The following is a 14423-nucleotide window of genomic DNA, read 5'->3' as shown; positions in this document are numbered from 1 at the left end:
GCCTAGCGCAGGTAATCGAGCGGGTTCACCGGTTCGCCATCCTGCCGCAGTTCCAGCGCCACTTCGCCGCCCTGCTGCGGGGCAAGGCCGAGCGGGGACCCCGCGTCGACCGCCTGGCCGACCGCCACATCGAGCGACGCCAACCCGGTCACCAGGCTGGTCCAGCCATTGGCATGTTCGACGATCGCAATACGGCCGAAGCCGCGATAGGGCCCGGCGAAGATCACGCGCCCCGCACCCGGCGCGACCACCTGTCCGCTGCCGCGCGCGTCGAGTGCGATCCCCGCCTGGCGCTGGCCGCTGGCCCCCGCTTCGCCGAAGCCCGCGCTGATCCTGCCCGCCACGGGCAGCTGGTATTGCTGCGGCGGCTGGGTGGCGCTGGGCTGGGGGCGCGGCGTCGCGGAGATGGTCGCCGCAGCGGGATTTGCCGGCCGCGCCACCGGTCCGGGCAGCAACGCAAGCCGTTTGCGCAGCGATCCGGCGGATTCGAGGCGGGCAACCAGCTGGTCGAGATCGATCGCCTGTTCGGCGAGGACCAGCGCGCGCTGCGCTTCGCGATCGGCGCCGCCGGCAGCCTGCCGTGCCTTGAGCCGTTCCTGCGCCGCCAACGCCACCAATTGCTTGCGCCGCTGCAGCAATGTGGCTTCGCTGTCGCGGCGATCGCTTACCGCCGCGCGCGCCTCCGCCTCGAGCGCGCGGGCCCGGTCGAGCTGGCTGCGCAGCGCCGCCGTCCGCTCGCGCACGACCGGGATCGTGCTGTCGAGCACGGCGCGCGTATAGACCAGGTCGCGCAGCGACCCGGGCTGGAGCGCCGAAAGGGATAGCGGCCTGCGCGTCATCGATTGCAGCGCGCCGGCCAGATGCGCCAGGGGCGCACGGCGGGCAGCCAGTTCGCGGTCCAGCTTGCGGCGTTTGCTATTGGCGAGTTGCAGGCGCGCTTCGGCGGCGGCGATACCCGCTTCGGCCTGCTGGACGCGCGCCGCCAGGGCGGCAGCGGCGCTGCGCGCCTTCTGCGCGGTTTCGCGCGACCGCGAGGCGCGCTGTTCGAGCCGTTCGCCGCGGGCGCGAGCGTTGCGCTGCTGCTGCCGCGCAGCATCGAGCGCGGCTTGCGCGTCTTCGACGGTGTCGATCCGGGCAGGCGCCTGCGCGGTGGCGGGCAACCCCAGCCAGGCCGCGGCAAGCAATCCGGCGATGACGGCGGGGCGGCGCATCGCGGCAATCTGCCCGATCAGCCGCTGCGATGATAGGGGTGACCCGCGATTATCGTCGTGGCGCGGTAGAGCTGTTCGGCCAGCATCGCGCGCGCCAGCAGATGCGGCCACGTCGCCTGGCCGAAGGCGAGCAGCAGATCGGCCGCGCGGCGATCGTCATCGGCATGGCCATCGGCAGCGCCGATCACGAAGCGGCATTCGCGCATGCCGTCGTCGCGCCAACGCTCAAGGATGGCCGCGAGCTTTTCGGATGGCAGATCCTGCCCGCGTTCGTCGAGCAGCACGGTCTTGCACGGGATTTGCGGCTCGGGAATGCGCCCGCCCGTCTCGGGCAGTTCGGTCAGGCGCAGTGGCCAGGTGAGCCGCTTTTCATAGCGTGCCACGAGCTCCGCTTCGGGCGAGCGCGCGATCTTGCCGCGGGCGATGATATGCAAGAGAATGGCGCACCCCTCCGGCGGGCGATGGTCCGATCGGGCCAACCGGGCGTCGGCCGGCCCTGCTCAAGATCGGTCTGGCGTCAGGCGTTCCCGGCCACCGGCGGCGCATCGCCGAATGCCCACATCCGCTCGAGATTGTAGAAACTGCGCACTTCCGGGCGGAACAGGTGGACGACGATATCTCCCGCGTCGAGCAGCACCCAATCGGCCGCGGGAAGCCCTTCGAGCTTCACCGGACCGAAACCGGCCTGCTTGATTTTCTCGGCCAGCTTTTGGGCGATGGCAGCGACCTGGCGGGTCGAGCGGCCCGAGGCGATGACCATATGGTCGGCGATCGAGCTCTTGCCCTTGAGATCGATGGTCACGATGTCCTGCGCCTGGTCGTCATCGAGCTGCGTCAGCACGAGCTTGAGCAGCGGGTCGAGGTTTGCGTCAGACAAGTCGATCACCTGTGCCGGATTGGAACCGGCGGATGCCGGGATGGATTGCGCCTGTGTCATAGGCGGATGCGATGCTCCTGAATTGAGAGGCTTGGGCCATGGAAGGACCAACGCGCATCATGGCGCGGTGGTTTCCTCCCCCGACAGTATCAAGCGATGCGTCAGTTGGTCCCTTGGAGGCGGTCCGGTGAAGCGTAAGGCCCAATCGGGATTGGCGCGGCGAATTGCCGTGGCCGACCTTTCATCGGGATCGAAACGCAAGGTCACCAGTGTCGGTGCGCTCCATTCGCCCCTTCCAACAAAGCTGGACAGCGGCACGGAAAAGCGCCTCAGCCAGGCCATCGCGGGGCTCGCGATTGCGGAGGCATCATAGCCGGGCCGCGCGATAACCGCAATCGGCATCGTTCGCGCAATTCCGCGCCAGTCCTTCCAGCGATGGAATTGCGCCAGATTGTCCGATCCCATCAACCAGACGAAATCGTTCTTGCGATAGCGCCGCGTCAGCGCGCCGAGCGTATCGACGGTGTAGCGGGTGCCCAGTTCGCGCTCGATCGCGGTTACCCGGATCGGCGCGCGCCGGGCCTGCGCCATTGCCGATCGCACGCGGGCTGCGAGCGGCGCCATCCCGGTCCTGGGCTTGAGCGGATTGCCCGGCGAGACCAGCCACCACACTTCGTCAAGCGCAAGCGCGCGCAAGAGGTAGAGCGATATGCGGCGATGTCCGCCGTGGGCGGGATTGAAACTGCCTCCGAGCAGCCCGATTCGACGCCGCGCGCCCGTCAAAGCGATCTGCCCTGGAATTTGTCGTTCTTATACAATGACTTGCCCGCTTCGACCCTTGAAGATTCTAAGCCCTTGGGAATATTGGACTTCGTTTCGGCAAGCAAAATCGATCCCCTGAAAGATTGTATAAAAACGACTCGTCCCATCGATGCTTCGACTCGTGGATTTTGTGGGAACCGCGATTCGATTTCATAACCATCGTTTGGTAGCCCGGCTGTGGGACGTGAAAAGACCATAAGGGACGGGTCGTTTTGAGCAACAGCAACGCCATCATTGGCTTGGCGAATCGCGTGCGCAGCTGGTTTCCGGATCGCGAATTCTTCATGCGATCCGAGGGGCAGGTGCGCTTCATCACCATATCTTCCAAGGTCCAGATGACGGCAGCGGCGCTGGCGCTGGCTGCGCTGGTGGTATGTGCCGCGTCGGTCGCGATTGCCGGCTGGACGCAGTATCGCGCGGAAACCGAGCGGCTTTCGCTCCGCGACCGCGAAGCCCGCGTCGCCACGGCCGAAGAACGCGTCGATGCCTATGGCGCGGACATTGCCGCGGTGAAGGACGACCTCAACCGCCGCATGGAATTCCTCGAAGCGATGGGCGAGGCGCTGCCCGAAGACCTCAAGGCATTCAGCAGCGTCAGCGACAGCGCGTCGGAGGCTGCCGAGACGGTCGAGAAGGTCAGTGCAGCCTTTCCCGAAGCCGCCGAACTCGCCCGTATCGAAGCACGCCAGCTCGCGCTGGTCGAAGGTCTCACGCATTATGCCGACTGGCGCGCCCAGCGCGCTGCCGCGGCGCTCGAGAAGCTCGGGCTCGATTCTGCGAGCATGATCCGCACCGCCGAACGCGGCGCGATGGGTGGTCCGTTCGAAAACCTCGCCACCGAAGCCGATGGTTCGATCGACCCGCGCTTCGTGCGGCTCGGCCTGTCGATCGCACGCATGGATGCGCTCGAGCGTGGCCTCGCAGGCGTGCCGCAGGTGACGCCGGCGCATAAGGACATGATTTCCAGCGGCTTCGGTTTCCGCCGCGATCCGTTCAACGGCGGCGGGGCGATGCACAAGGGCCTCGACTTCCGCGGGGCCATCGGTACGCCGATCAGCGCCGCCTCGGACGGCCGCGTCAGCTTCGTCGGCTGGAAGGGCGGCTATGGCAAGACGGTCGAGATCACGCATGGCAACGGCCTGATGACGCGCTATGCGCATATGTCGCGCTTCAACGCGAAAGTCGGCCAGCGCGTCGCCGCGGGCGAGACGATCGGGGCCATCGGCAATACCGGCCGTTCGACCGGCCCGCATCTCCACTTCGAGGTGCGTATCAACAATCGCGCGGTCAATCCGCGCACTTTCCTGGAGACCGCTCCTGATGTTCTCGAAGAAATCCGGCGGAGCCCCAACCCCGCCCGTACCAAGTAATCAGGGACGCGAGCGCATGGCCAGCAAGAGCAATTCCACCTTCTCGGTCCTCGGATCGGACCTCGCGATCACCGGCGACATCACCGCTTCGGCAGATTTGCATGTCGATGGCGCGGTCGAAGGCGATATCGCCTGCTCCGCGCTCGTCCAGGGCGAAACCAGCACGGTCAAGGGCGCGATCAAGGCGGAAACCGCCCGGCTTGCCGGCACCGTCGAGGGATCGATCACCGCGCGTGAACTCGTGATCCTCAAGACCGCCAAGATTACCGGCGACGTCTTCTACGATGCGCTCACGATCGAACAGGGCGCTCAGGTCGAGGGACGTTTCGCGCATCGCAACGCCAAGAGCGGCGCGGCTACCGCGCCTTCGTCAAGCTCGGCAAAGCCCGAGCTGACCGTCGCCGGCTGACCTCTAGCCCTTGCTACATCACGAGGCCGCTTGCGTGCGAACGCAGGCGGCCTTGTCGTATGGTCAGCCGAGCACTTCGGCGCGCAGCGCCTTGCGATCAAGTTTGCCGATCATGGTCTTGGGCAGATCGGCACGGATCACCACTTCGTCGGCACGTTCGTGCTTGCCCACGCGGGCATTGAGCCAGTCGCGCAGTTCCTCGCCGGTCGCCTGAGCGTCGGCGTTGAGCGTGACATAGGCCACCGGCGCTTCGCCGCGATAGGAATCGGGCCGTCCGATCACGAGCGCTTCCTTCACCCCCGGATGGTCGAGCAGGACGTCTTCGACCTGGCTGGGGAAGACCTTGAACCCGCCCACCGCGATCATGTCCTTGATCCGATCGACGATTTCGAGAAAGCCGTCGCTGTCGAGCGTGGCGACGTCGCCGGTGCGGAGCCAGGTCTTGCCCTGATGCTCGACGAACACGTCCTTCGCTGCATCGGGCCGGTTCCAATAGCCCTGCATGATCTGCGGACCATGGAGTGCGAGTTCGCCCGGCTCGCCTTCCGCCGCGAGGACGGTCGGGTCTTCCTTGTCGAGCAGCAGCACTTCGGTCTGCATGACGACCTGACCGATGGTCCCCGGCTTGCGTGTGCCTTCGTAGGGATTGGTCGATATCACACCCGAACTTTCGGTAAGCCCATAGCCTTCAACCAGCCGTACGCCGGTCCTGGCTTCGAACTTCTCGCGCAGGGGCGCCGGGAGCGGTGCGCCGCCCGAGATGCATACTCGCAGGCTCGACACGTCGGTCTTGTCCAGGTCGGGATGGTCGAGCAGCGCCTGAAACATCGTCGGCACGCCCGGAAATCCGGTCGCCCCGTGCTTTTCGATCGTCTGGAGGACCTGTTTGGCATCGAACCGCGGGACCATGGCTATCGCCGCCCCCGTCACCACCGCGTGGTTGAGCAGTGCCGTGTTGGCAAAGACATGGAAGAACGGCAACGCGCCCATGAAGACCTCGTGCGAAGGGTCGCCATAGGGATTGAGCCCGGCAACCTGCTGCGCGTTGATCGACAGATTGGCATGCGTGAGCATCGCGCCCTTCGGCGTCCCCGTCGTCCCGCCGGTATATTGCAGCAAGGCCAGCGCCTGCGGGTCGATCTCGGGCAGCTTGCCCCCGTGCTTTCGCCCGCCCTCAAGGAATTCGTCCCAGCGGAGGACCGATTCGCCATAGTCAACGCGCGCGATCTTGCTGCGCGCGAACACGCGCATGGCGAGCCCTTTGGCAAACGGCAGCATCTGCGCCAGCGAGCTGACGACCAGCGTCTTGAGCGCCGAACCCTGCAGCACCTTCTGCGCAGTGGCGTAGAGCTCGGGGACATCGACGGTAACCAGCAGGCGGGTCCCCGAATCGGCCACCTGCTGTTCGAGTTCCTCGACCGAATAGAGCGGCGAGAAATTCACCACCACCGCGCCCGCCATCATCGCCCCGTAATAGGCGACGACATAGCTCGGGACGTTGGGCAGGAAGAGCCCGACCCGGTCGCCCGGGGCGATCCCGCGCCGCTTGAGCGCATGAGCGAAGGCCTGCGCATCGCGGAACAGTTCGCCATAGGTGAAGGTGCGGCCGAGAAAATACAACAGGGCCGCATCGGGGCAGGCCTGCACCGTCCGCGCGAACATGGCGGGCAGCGCCAGCGGTTCGAACGTGGTGTTCCAGGGCACCGGATGATGGTTCGGTAGCTTGCTTACATCCATGTCAATAGCATGGAGTATTGCGTCTCAAACGCAAGTAAAAAGGCGGGAAAAGCCAACGCTTTCCCCGCCTTCGAATGCTTTTCCCCGATGCGTCAGGCGGGGCCGGTATCGCCCGGCTCTCCGCCGTCTTCGCTCGTCCGCTTGGCTTCGAGCCACGCCGCGGCTTCGGCTTCCTGCGCGGCTTCGGCAGCGGCCTTGACGTTGGCTTCGCGTTCAGCGTGCAGTTCCTCGATCAGCTTCTCGCGATCGCTGCTGCCGCTGGCCACCACCGGCGCGGCTTCTTCATCGTCGACCGGCAGGTTCTTGGCCGCCTTGGCCACCACGGCGTCGAGTTCGCGCTGCGAGCACAGGCCCAGCGTAACCGGGTCCTTGGGCTGGATGTTCTGGATGTTCCAGTGGCTGCGTTCGCGGATCGCGCCGATCGTGTTGCGCGTGGTGCCGATCAGCTTGCCGATCTGCGCATCGGAAATTTCCGGGTGGTTGCGCAGGATCCAGGCGATGCCGTCGGGCTTGTCCTGCCGCTTCGATACGGGGGTGTAGCGCGGGCCCTTGGTCCGGCTGACCGCCACCGGCGCACGCTGCATCTTGAGGCGATACTCCGCATCGGCCTGACCCTTTTCGATCTCTTCCTGCGTCAGTTCGCCAGCATGCACCGGGTCGCGGCCCGTATACTTGCTGCCCGCCAGATCGTCCGCCATCGCCTGCACTTCGAGGATATGGAGGCCGCAGAATTCCGCGATCTGTTCGAACGACAGACCGGTGTTGTCGACCAGCCAGGTGGCGGTCGCATGCGGCATCAGCGGTTTGGGTTGGTCGGCCATGGAAATGCCTTTTCTCGTCTTGCGAAAATAGAAGGGCCGCCCCTCGCGGGACGGCCGTTATCGTGCCCATCTAGGCGAGAGTGCCCGATTGTACAAGCGAAAGCCTCAGGTGCTCGGCAATGCCTCCGGCTCGAGTGCAGCCAGCCCGGCGAGGAACTGGCCCGTCGCCGCACTCCAGCTGAAGCCCGCGCCATAATCGGCGCAGCTCTTGCGGTCGCAGAACAGCGCTGCGGCGATCGCGCGGTCGAGGTTTTCGCTCAGCGCACCGACCTGTTCGGTGACGATATCGCGCGGTCCCGGAACGGGAAAGGCGGCGACGGGCGTGCCGCAGGCCAGTGCTTCGATCATCACCAGGCCGAAGGTGTCGGTCCTGCTGGGAAAGACGAAGACATCCGCCCCGGCGTAGCATCCGGCAAGGCCGCGTCCCGCGCGGCGACCGAGGAAGTGCACCTCGGGATGATCCGCCCTGAGCGTTTCGAGCGCCGGGCCGTTCCCCACCACGACCTTGCTGCCGGGATAGCCATTGGCGAGGAAGGCGCCGATGTTCTTTTCCACCGACACCCGGCCGACATAGAGCTGGATCGGGCGCGGCAGGTCGGCGAATTCGGGTGGCGGCGGCGCATCGGGCGTGAAACAGGCCAGATCGACGCCGCGGCTCCAGCGATGCAGCTGCGGCAGGCCGTGCGCGCGCAATTCCGCGCTGATGCTCTCGGTCGCGACCAGCACGCGCCGCGCGGGGCGATGGAACCACTCGATATACCGCCAGAACCACTGCGCGGGCAGGTGCGTCCGACTGGCGAGGTAATCCGGAAATTGCGTGTGATAGGCGGTGGTGAAGCGGATGCCCCGGCGCGTGCAATAGCCGCGTGCGGCCATGCCCAGTGGCCCCTCGGTGGCGATATGGATCGCTTCGGGGGCAAAGGTGCGCAGTCTTTCGCCGACCACGCCCGGCAATGCCAGCGCCAGCCGGATTTCGGGATAGGTCGGGCAGGCCACGCTGCTGAACTGGTCGGGCGAGATCACCAGCAGCTCGTGCCCCTGCGCGCGCAAATGGTCGCAGGTCGTGGTGAGCGTGCGCACCACGCCGTTCATCTGCGGCAGCCAGGCATCGGTGACGATCGCGATGCGCTGCGGCGCGGCAGCCGGGCAGGCCGCACGAGTGTCGGCGGCAGCGAGTTGCGCGGTCACGCGGCCTCCGGCACTGACGGCGTGACGTCACTTTCGCGGCGGTTGCGCCGCGCGACTTCGTCAGGCCAGTGGAGGATTTCCATGCGGCCGTCGGCATGTTCGACCAGCGCATTGCACCCTTCGACCCAATCGCCGTCGTTCCAATATTCGACGCGCTTGCCGCCATATTCGAAACTGCGGAACTCGGCGGTGTGGATATGACCGCAGACCACGCCGTCGACGCCGCGCTCCGCCGCCGCGCGGGCGACCACTTCCTCGTATTTCGAGATGAACTCGACCGCGTTCTTGACCTTGTTCTTTGCCGCTTTCGAGATCGACCAATAGGGCAGGCCCAGCCGCTTGCGCGCGGCGGCCACCCAATTGTTGAGCTTCATCATCACGTGATAGAGCGCGTCGCCGACGAAGGCGAGCCAGCGGTGCGCCAGCATGATGGTGTCGAATTCGTCGCCATGCAGGACCATCAGCCGGCGCCCGTCGGCGGTGTCGTGGAACGCGGCGCGCATGATTTCCACTCCGCCGAAATTCATGCCGCTGAACGGGCGGACCATCTCGTCGTGATTGCCCGGGATATAGATGATCCGCGTGCCGCGCTTGGCACGCTTGAGGATGCGCCAGACAATATCGCTGTGTTCGGGCGGCCAGTAGACCTTCTTCTTCAGCCGCCAGCCGTCGATGATGTCGCCGACCAGATACATGGTGTCGCTGTCGGTATGATCGAGGAAGTCGATCAGCAGTTCGTGATTGCAGCCCTTGGTGCCGAGATGCACGTCGCTGATCCAGATCGTACGATAGGTGCGTCGCTCTTCGAGCCTGCGTTCGGGCACGCGGGGCTTGATCGAAGGAAAATTCGCAACTTTGTGCGCGGCGTCGAAATGATTGGGCAGATCGTTCATGGGCCGGACCCCCTGATGGGTTACGGCCCTAGTCCTGGCACATGTTTGTTACGGGCGATTCACAGTGGAGTTACCGATAGGCGACATTGCGACAATCCCGAGTCGTCGGGGGCCTTACGGCAAGCGCCAAAAGGTCTCCGCCCGGTCGGTCAGGTAGCAACCCGCCTCAGTCGCCGAACACCTCGAGCACGATCTTGCCGATATGCGCGCCTTCTTCCATCCGCGCATGCGCCGCGCCGGCTTCGGCAAGCGGGAAGGTCTGGTCCATCACCGGGGCGACCGCCCGTTCTTCGAACAGCGGCCAGGCGTGATGATAGATCTCGTCGGCGATCAGCGCCTTGAATTCGTCCGACCGCGGCCGCAGCGTCGATCCGGTCAGCGACAGCCGCTTGCGCATCACGGTGGCCATGTTGATTTCCGCCTTCAGCCCGCCAAGCACGGCAATCGTGACGTGACGGCCATCTTCGGCGAGGCATTCCATGTTGCGTGCAACATAATCGCCCGAGACCATGTCGAGTACGACATCGACGCCTTCGCCATCGGTGAAGCGCTTGACCTCCTCGACGAAGTCCTGGGTCTTGTAATTGATCGCCAGATCGGCGCCGAGTTCGCGGATGGCCGCGCACTTATCGTCGCTGCCCGCGGTCGAGATCACCTTCATCTCGAAGGCCTTGGCGAGCTGGATCGCCATGGTCCCGATGCCGCTGGTCCCGCCATGCACCAGCAGCGTTTCGCCGTCGCTGGCCCAGCCGCGCTCGAACACATTGTGCCACACGGTGAACAGCGTTTCGGGAATGGCCGCCGCCGTATCGAACGCCATGTCGTCGGGCAGGCGCAGGCTGTGTGCGACATGCGCCAGGCAATATTCGGCATAGCCGCCGCCGGACACCAGCGCGCAGACGCGGCGACCCTGCACCTCGGGTCCGACACCGGGGCCGGTTGCCACCACCGTACCCGACACTTCGAGCCCGGGAATCGGCGAGGCGCCCGGCGGCGGCGGATAGAAGCCCTGCCGCTGGATAACGTCGGGGCGGTTGACCCCGGCATAGGCGACCCGGATCAGGATCTGGTTGGCGCCGGGCACCGGCACGGGCAGCGTTTCCGGACGGAGCACTTCGGGCCCCCCGGCCTCGTCGAATCCCATCGCCGTCATCGTCTCGGGCAAATTGGCTGCCACTCGCGGACCCCCTCTAGATCGGTTGCTGCGCGCTTTCCCCCGGCACGCCCGCCGCGCAATACCTCGCGTTACCGTTGACAGCAACCACCCAGAATTGCGACATTGCTGTCAATGGAAGATGACGCGAGTCCACGCCCGCGAGGCGACGCCGCCAGCCATTTGGCCGGCGAGGACCTGGCCCCCTATTCGCAAAGCGAGCTCGCCGCCCGCATTGCCCTGCTCGAGGCGGAGATCGCCCGGGTCGAGAAACACCGGCAGGCCGCAGCCGCGCATCGCGACGCGGCCGAAGCGTTGTTCGGGGCGAAGGAATAGTTGCCGGTGCCGGGGCTGAAAAAGCCGGGTTCCGTACCCATATCACGCCCGCATACAGCTTTGGCTAACTTTCGCCGCATAGGCTGTCTAATGTCCGCTTCGCGCAAGTCCCACGAGAAAGATATCTGAATGCCCAGCTTCGCCGCCAATCTCGAGAAGACCCTTCACGCCGCGCTCACCGACGCGGGCGAGCGCCGGCACGAATATGCCACGCTCGAGCACCTGCTGCTGTCGTTGATCGACGACGAGGATGCGGCGCAGGTCATGGCGGCCTGCGGCGTCGACCTGGCCGAGCTTACCGCGGTGGTGAAGCAATATCTCGAACAGGAATACCAGTCGCTGCAGTCGGACGAGAGCGCCGATCCGCAGCCGACTGCAGGGTTCCAGCGCGTGATCCAGCGCGCCATCCTCCACGTCCAGTCGTCGGGCAAGGACACGGTGACCGGCGCGAACGTGCTGGTTGCGCTGTTTTCCGAGCGTGACAGCTACGCGGTCTATTTCCTGCAGCAACAGGACATGAGCCGCCTCGACGCCGTCAGTTTCATCAGCCACGGTATCGGCAAGGGCGGCAAGCCGGTCGAAAGCCGATCACCCGAAGGCGCCGAAAGCGGCGAGGCGCAGGGCGACGACAAGGCGGGCGACAAGGGCAAGAAGGAAACCGCGCTGGACCAGTTCACGGTCAATCTGAACAAGAAGGCCGAGGACGGACGCATCGATCCGCTGATCGGCCGCGGGCCCGAAGTCGATCGCACGGTCCAGATCCTGTGCCGCCGCAGCAAGAACAACCCGCTCTACGTGGGTGATCCCGGCGTCGGAAAGACCGCCATTGCCGAAGGGCTAGCGCGCAAGATCGTCGAGGGCGACGTGCCCGAAGTGCTGCAGGAAGCAGTGATCTATTCGCTCGACATGGGCGCGCTGCTGGCCGGCACGCGCTATCGCGGCGATTTCGAGGAACGGCTCAAGCAGGTGGTCACCGAACTCGAAGGCATGCCCGAAGCGATCCTGTTCATCGACGAAATCCACACGGTGATCGGTGCCGGGGCGACCAGTGGCGGAGCGATGGATGCGTCCAACCTCCTTAAGCCCGCGCTGTCGAGCGGCGCCATCCGCTGCATCGGTTCGACCACTTACAAGGAATTCCGCAACCACTTCGAGAAGGATCGCGCGCTGTTGCGGCGGTTCCAGAAAATCGATGTGAACGAACCCACCATCGAGGACACTGTAAAGATCCTCAAGGGGTTGAAGACCGCCTTCCAGGACCATCACAAGGTTACCTATACCGCCGATGCGCTGAAGACCGCGGTCGAGCTGTCGGCCCGCTACATCAACGACCGCAAGCTGCCCGACAAGGCGATCGACGTGATCGACGAAGTCGGGGCGATGCAGATGCTGGTCCCACCCAGCCGCCGCAAGAAGAAGATCACTGCGCGCGAGATCGAGGCGGTGATTGCGACGATCGCGCGGATTCCGCCCAAATCGGTAAGCAAGGACGACAAGAAAGCGCTCGAGAACCTCGAACGCGATCTCAAGCACGTGGTCTTCGGGCAGGATGCGGCCGTCAAGAAGCTGGCGACTGCGATGAAGCTCAGCCGCGCGGGCCTGCGCGATCCGGACAAGCCGATCGGCAGTTTCCTGTTCAGTGGCCCGACCGGGGTCGGCAAGACCGAAGTCGCGCGTCAGCTCGCCAGCATCATGGGGATCGAACTCAAGCGCTTCGACATGTCCGAATACATGGAACGCCACAGCGTCAGCCGGCTGATCGGCGCGCCCCCGGGCTATGTCGGTTACGACCAGGGCGGCCTGCTGACCGATGCGGTTGACCAGAATCCGCACAGCGTGCTGCTGCTCGACGAGATCGAGAAGGCGCATCCCGACTTGTTCAACATCCTGCTGCAGGTGATGGATAACGGCCGGTTGACCGACCATCACGGCAAGACGGTCGATTTCCGTAATGTCGTGCTAATCATGACCACCAATGCCGGCGCGGCCGACATGGCCAGCCAGGGCATCGGTTTCGGTGACGTGTCCAAGGAAGATGCGAGCGAGGAAGCGGTCAAGCGGATGTTCACGCCCGAATTCCGCAACCGGCTCGATGCGATCGTGCCGTTCGGTTATCTCGGCAAGGACACCGTCGCGCGCGTGGTCGACAAGTTCATCCTCCAGCTCGAACTGCAGCTGGCCGAACAGAATGTCGACATCCAGTTCGACAAGGAAGCCCGCGCATGGCTGGCCGACAAGGGCTACGACCGCCTGTTCGGCGCGCGCCCGATGGGCCGCTTGATCCAGGATCGGATCAAGCAACCGCTGGCCGAGGAACTGTTGTTCGGCAAGCTGGCCGACGGCGGTGAGGTTTCGGTGACGATGAAGGACGGCAAACCGGCCTTCGAACTCACCCCCGCCCCGCCCCGTACCAAGCGCAAACCGGCCGCGAAAAAGAAGGCGGCGGGCAACAAGAAGCCCGAGGCCGATGCCAGCGAGGAAAACGGCGGCAACAGCTGACGCGACATTTCGCATCACATGAAAGGGCGCCGCCGGGAACGGTCGGCGCCCTTTTCGTTTGAGTCGGAGATGAGTGCTGCCCCCTTCTCCTGGATCAAGCCCGAGCCGTGGGGCATCCATGTCGTCGCCGCCGATTGCTGGGTCGATCCCAGCCGGGCCGTGGACAAGGCGCTGGTGACGCATGGCCATGCCGACCATGCGCGCGGCGGTCATGGCCAGACGGTCGCCACGCCCGAGACGCTGGCGATCATGGAATTGCGCTATCGCACCGGGGCCGAGGACGACGCCGGCGAGATCCCGCACCAAGCGGTGCCGGTCGAGTACGGCGAAACAATCCGCCTGCCGGGCGGCGTCGATGCGACCTATATCCCCGCCGGCCACGTGCTCGGCAGCGCGCAGATCCTGCTCGAACATGCGGGCGAGCGGGTAATCGTGACCGGCGATTACAAGCGCCGCGCCGACCCCACCTGCCCCGCATTCGAAGTTACCCCGTGCGATATCTTCATCACCGAAGCGACCTTCGGCCTGCCGGTGTTCTGCCACCCGCCGATCGCCGAGGAGATGGCCAAGCTGCTCGACCGGCTGGCCGCGCATCCCGACCGCTGCGTGCTGGTGGGCGCCTATGCGCTGGGCAAGGCGCAGCGCGTGATCGCCGAACTTCGCGCCGCGGGGCATCGCCAGCCGATCTATCTGCACGGGGCGATGGAGAAGATGTGCCGCCTGTACGAGGAACACGGGGTCGATCTGGGCGAATTGCGGCTGGTGGCCGATCACAGCAAGGAGGACATGCGCGGGCATGTCGTGGTCTGCCCGCCCTCGGCGCTCAACGACCGCTGGAGCCGCCGGCTCCCCGAACCGATCACCGCCATGGCGAGCGGGTGGATGCGCGTGCGCCAGCGCGCACGGCAGCGCAATGTCGAACTGCCGCTGGTCATTTCCGACCACGCCGACTGGGGCGAACTGACGCGCACGATCGAGGAAGTCGACGCGCAGGAAAACTGGATCACGCACGGCCGCGAGGATGCGCTGCTGCGCTGGTGCCAGCTGCACCAGCGCCGTGCCCGGGCGCTCGCGCTGGTCGGCTATGAGGACGAGGATGACTGATTT

Annotated in this window: 14 protein-coding genes; 5 read left to right on the top strand and 9 right to left on the bottom strand. The window is 65.4% G+C overall.

Annotated elements, in window-relative coordinates; translation table 11 throughout:
* Positions 1–2: 2 nt before the first annotated feature.
* The 4 genes from GRI55_RS03965 to GRI55_RS03950 all read right to left on the bottom strand — a co-directional run bounded on the left by GRI55_RS03965 (position 3) and on the right by GRI55_RS03950 (position 2871).
* Positions 3–1211 (bottom strand): murein hydrolase activator EnvC family protein, encoded by a 1209-nt coding sequence (locus tag GRI55_RS03965; RefSeq protein ID WP_160766258.1) that lies wholly within the window; start codon positions 1209–1211, stop codon positions 3–5.
* A gap of 17 nt (positions 1212–1228) precedes the next feature.
* Positions 1229–1651 carry a 23S rRNA (pseudouridine(1915)-N(3))-methyltransferase RlmH gene (locus GRI55_RS03960; RefSeq protein ID WP_160766475.1) on the bottom strand — a complete coding sequence of 141 codons (423 nt, stop codon included), beginning with the start codon at positions 1649–1651 and terminating at the stop codon, positions 1229–1231.
* Positions 1652–1728: 77 nt separating this feature from the next.
* On the bottom strand, positions 1729–2148 hold the full coding sequence (gene rsfS, locus GRI55_RS03955) for a ribosome silencing factor (RefSeq protein ID WP_050601448.1): 420 nt from the start codon (positions 2146–2148) through the stop codon (positions 1729–1731).
* A gap of 57 nt (positions 2149–2205) precedes the next feature.
* Positions 2206–2871, bottom strand: coding sequence for a nicotinate-nucleotide adenylyltransferase (locus tag GRI55_RS03950; RefSeq protein ID WP_160766257.1), 666 nt, complete (start codon positions 2869–2871; stop codon positions 2206–2208).
* A 290-nt stretch (positions 2872–3161) separates the two neighbouring features.
* Between GRI55_RS03950 and GRI55_RS03945 the strand changes: the two genes are divergently transcribed.
* Positions 3162–4280, top strand: a complete 1119-nt coding sequence (locus GRI55_RS03945) for a M23 family metallopeptidase (protein ID WP_050601807.1) — start codon at positions 3162–3164, stop codon at positions 4278–4280.
* 16 nt (positions 4281–4296) lie between these two features.
* The gene (locus GRI55_RS03940; RefSeq protein WP_050601450.1) at positions 4297–4689 is read left to right on the top strand and encodes a bactofilin family protein; all 393 of its coding nucleotides are present in this window, start codon (positions 4297–4299) and stop codon (positions 4687–4689) included.
* Positions 4690–4752: 63 nt separating this feature from the next.
* Here GRI55_RS03940 and GRI55_RS03935 read toward each other — a convergent pair whose 3' ends face one another.
* From GRI55_RS03935 to GRI55_RS03915, 5 genes are all read right to left on the bottom strand, one after another.
* Positions 4753–6426: a long-chain-fatty-acid--CoA ligase gene (locus GRI55_RS03935; RefSeq protein WP_160766256.1), complete on the bottom strand. Its 1674-nt coding sequence runs from the start codon at positions 6424–6426 to the stop codon at positions 4753–4755.
* A 92-nt stretch (positions 6427–6518) separates the two neighbouring features.
* Complete coding sequence (locus GRI55_RS03930) at positions 6519–7247, bottom strand: DUF1013 domain-containing protein (protein ID WP_050601452.1); 729 nt, start codon at positions 7245–7247, stop codon at positions 6519–6521.
* A 105-nt stretch (positions 7248–7352) separates the two neighbouring features.
* A complete protein-coding gene (locus GRI55_RS03925; protein WP_160766474.1) occupies positions 7353–8339 on the bottom strand; it encodes a glycosyltransferase family 4 protein in 987 nt (328 codons plus the stop codon).
* Between the two features lie 92 nt (positions 8340–8431).
* Entirely contained in the window at positions 8432–9328 is an 897-nt protein-coding gene (locus GRI55_RS03920) for a UDP-2,3-diacylglucosamine diphosphatase (protein WP_160766255.1), read from the bottom strand.
* A 166-nt stretch (positions 9329–9494) separates the two neighbouring features.
* Positions 9495–10505 carry an NAD(P)H-quinone oxidoreductase gene (locus GRI55_RS03915; protein WP_307019939.1) on the bottom strand — a complete coding sequence of 337 codons (1011 nt, stop codon included), beginning with the start codon at positions 10503–10505 and terminating at the stop codon, positions 9495–9497.
* A gap of 111 nt (positions 10506–10616) precedes the next feature.
* Between GRI55_RS03915 and GRI55_RS03910 the strand changes: the two genes are divergently transcribed.
* From GRI55_RS03910 to GRI55_RS03900, 3 genes are all read left to right on the top strand, one after another.
* The gene (locus tag GRI55_RS03910) at positions 10617–10817 is read left to right on the top strand and encodes a DUF1192 domain-containing protein (protein ID WP_050601454.1); all 201 of its coding nucleotides are present in this window, start codon (positions 10617–10619) and stop codon (positions 10815–10817) included.
* 129 nt (positions 10818–10946) lie between these two features.
* Positions 10947–13316 carry an ATP-dependent Clp protease ATP-binding subunit ClpA gene (gene clpA, locus GRI55_RS03905; RefSeq protein ID WP_160766254.1) on the top strand — a complete coding sequence of 790 codons (2370 nt, stop codon included), beginning with the start codon at positions 10947–10949 and terminating at the stop codon, positions 13314–13316.
* Between the two features lie 69 nt (positions 13317–13385).
* On the top strand, positions 13386–14420 hold the full coding sequence (locus tag GRI55_RS03900) for a ligase-associated DNA damage response exonuclease (RefSeq protein WP_160766253.1): 1035 nt from the start codon (positions 13386–13388) through the stop codon (positions 14418–14420).
* Positions 14421–14423: the final 3 nt, after the last annotated feature.

It is taken from the genome of Qipengyuania citrea (assembly GCF_009828015.1).
GTDB classification, from domain to species: Bacteria; Pseudomonadota; Alphaproteobacteria; order Sphingomonadales; family Sphingomonadaceae; genus Qipengyuania; species Qipengyuania citrea.
The sequence above is the reverse complement of the archived record's forward strand: the minus strand, read 5'-3'. Positions and strand labels throughout refer to the sequence as shown.

Excerpts from the sequence above, each read along its gene's own strand:
- GRI55_RS03935 (WP_160766256.1), bottom strand. The coding sequence starts at position 6,426 with ATGGATGTAAGCAAGCTACCGAACCATCATCCGGTGCCCTGGAACACC.
- GRI55_RS03910 (WP_050601454.1), top strand. The coding sequence starts at position 10,617 with ATGGAAGATGACGCGAGTCCACGCCCGCGAGGCGACGCCGCCAGCCAT.
- clpA (WP_160766254.1), top strand. The coding sequence starts at position 10,947 with ATGCCCAGCTTCGCCGCCAATCTCGAGAAGACCCTTCACGCCGCGCTC.
- GRI55_RS03965 (WP_160766258.1), bottom strand. The coding sequence starts at position 1,211 with ATGCGCCGCCCCGCCGTCATCGCCGGATTGCTTGCCGCGGCCTGGCTG.
- GRI55_RS03940 (WP_050601450.1), top strand. The coding sequence starts at position 4,297 with ATGGCCAGCAAGAGCAATTCCACCTTCTCGGTCCTCGGATCGGACCTC.
- GRI55_RS03925 (WP_160766474.1), bottom strand. The coding sequence starts at position 8,339 with ATGAACGGCGTGGTGCGCACGCTCACCACGACCTGCGACCATTTGCGC.
- rsfS (WP_050601448.1), bottom strand. The coding sequence starts at position 2,148 with ATGACACAGGCGCAATCCATCCCGGCATCCGCCGGTTCCAATCCGGCA.
- GRI55_RS03930 (WP_050601452.1), bottom strand. The coding sequence starts at position 7,247 with ATGGCCGACCAACCCAAACCGCTGATGCCGCATGCGACCGCCACCTGG.
- GRI55_RS03900 (WP_160766253.1), top strand. The coding sequence starts at position 13,386 with ATGAGTGCTGCCCCCTTCTCCTGGATCAAGCCCGAGCCGTGGGGCATC.
- GRI55_RS03920 (WP_160766255.1), bottom strand. The coding sequence starts at position 9,328 with ATGAACGATCTGCCCAATCATTTCGACGCCGCGCACAAAGTTGCGAAT.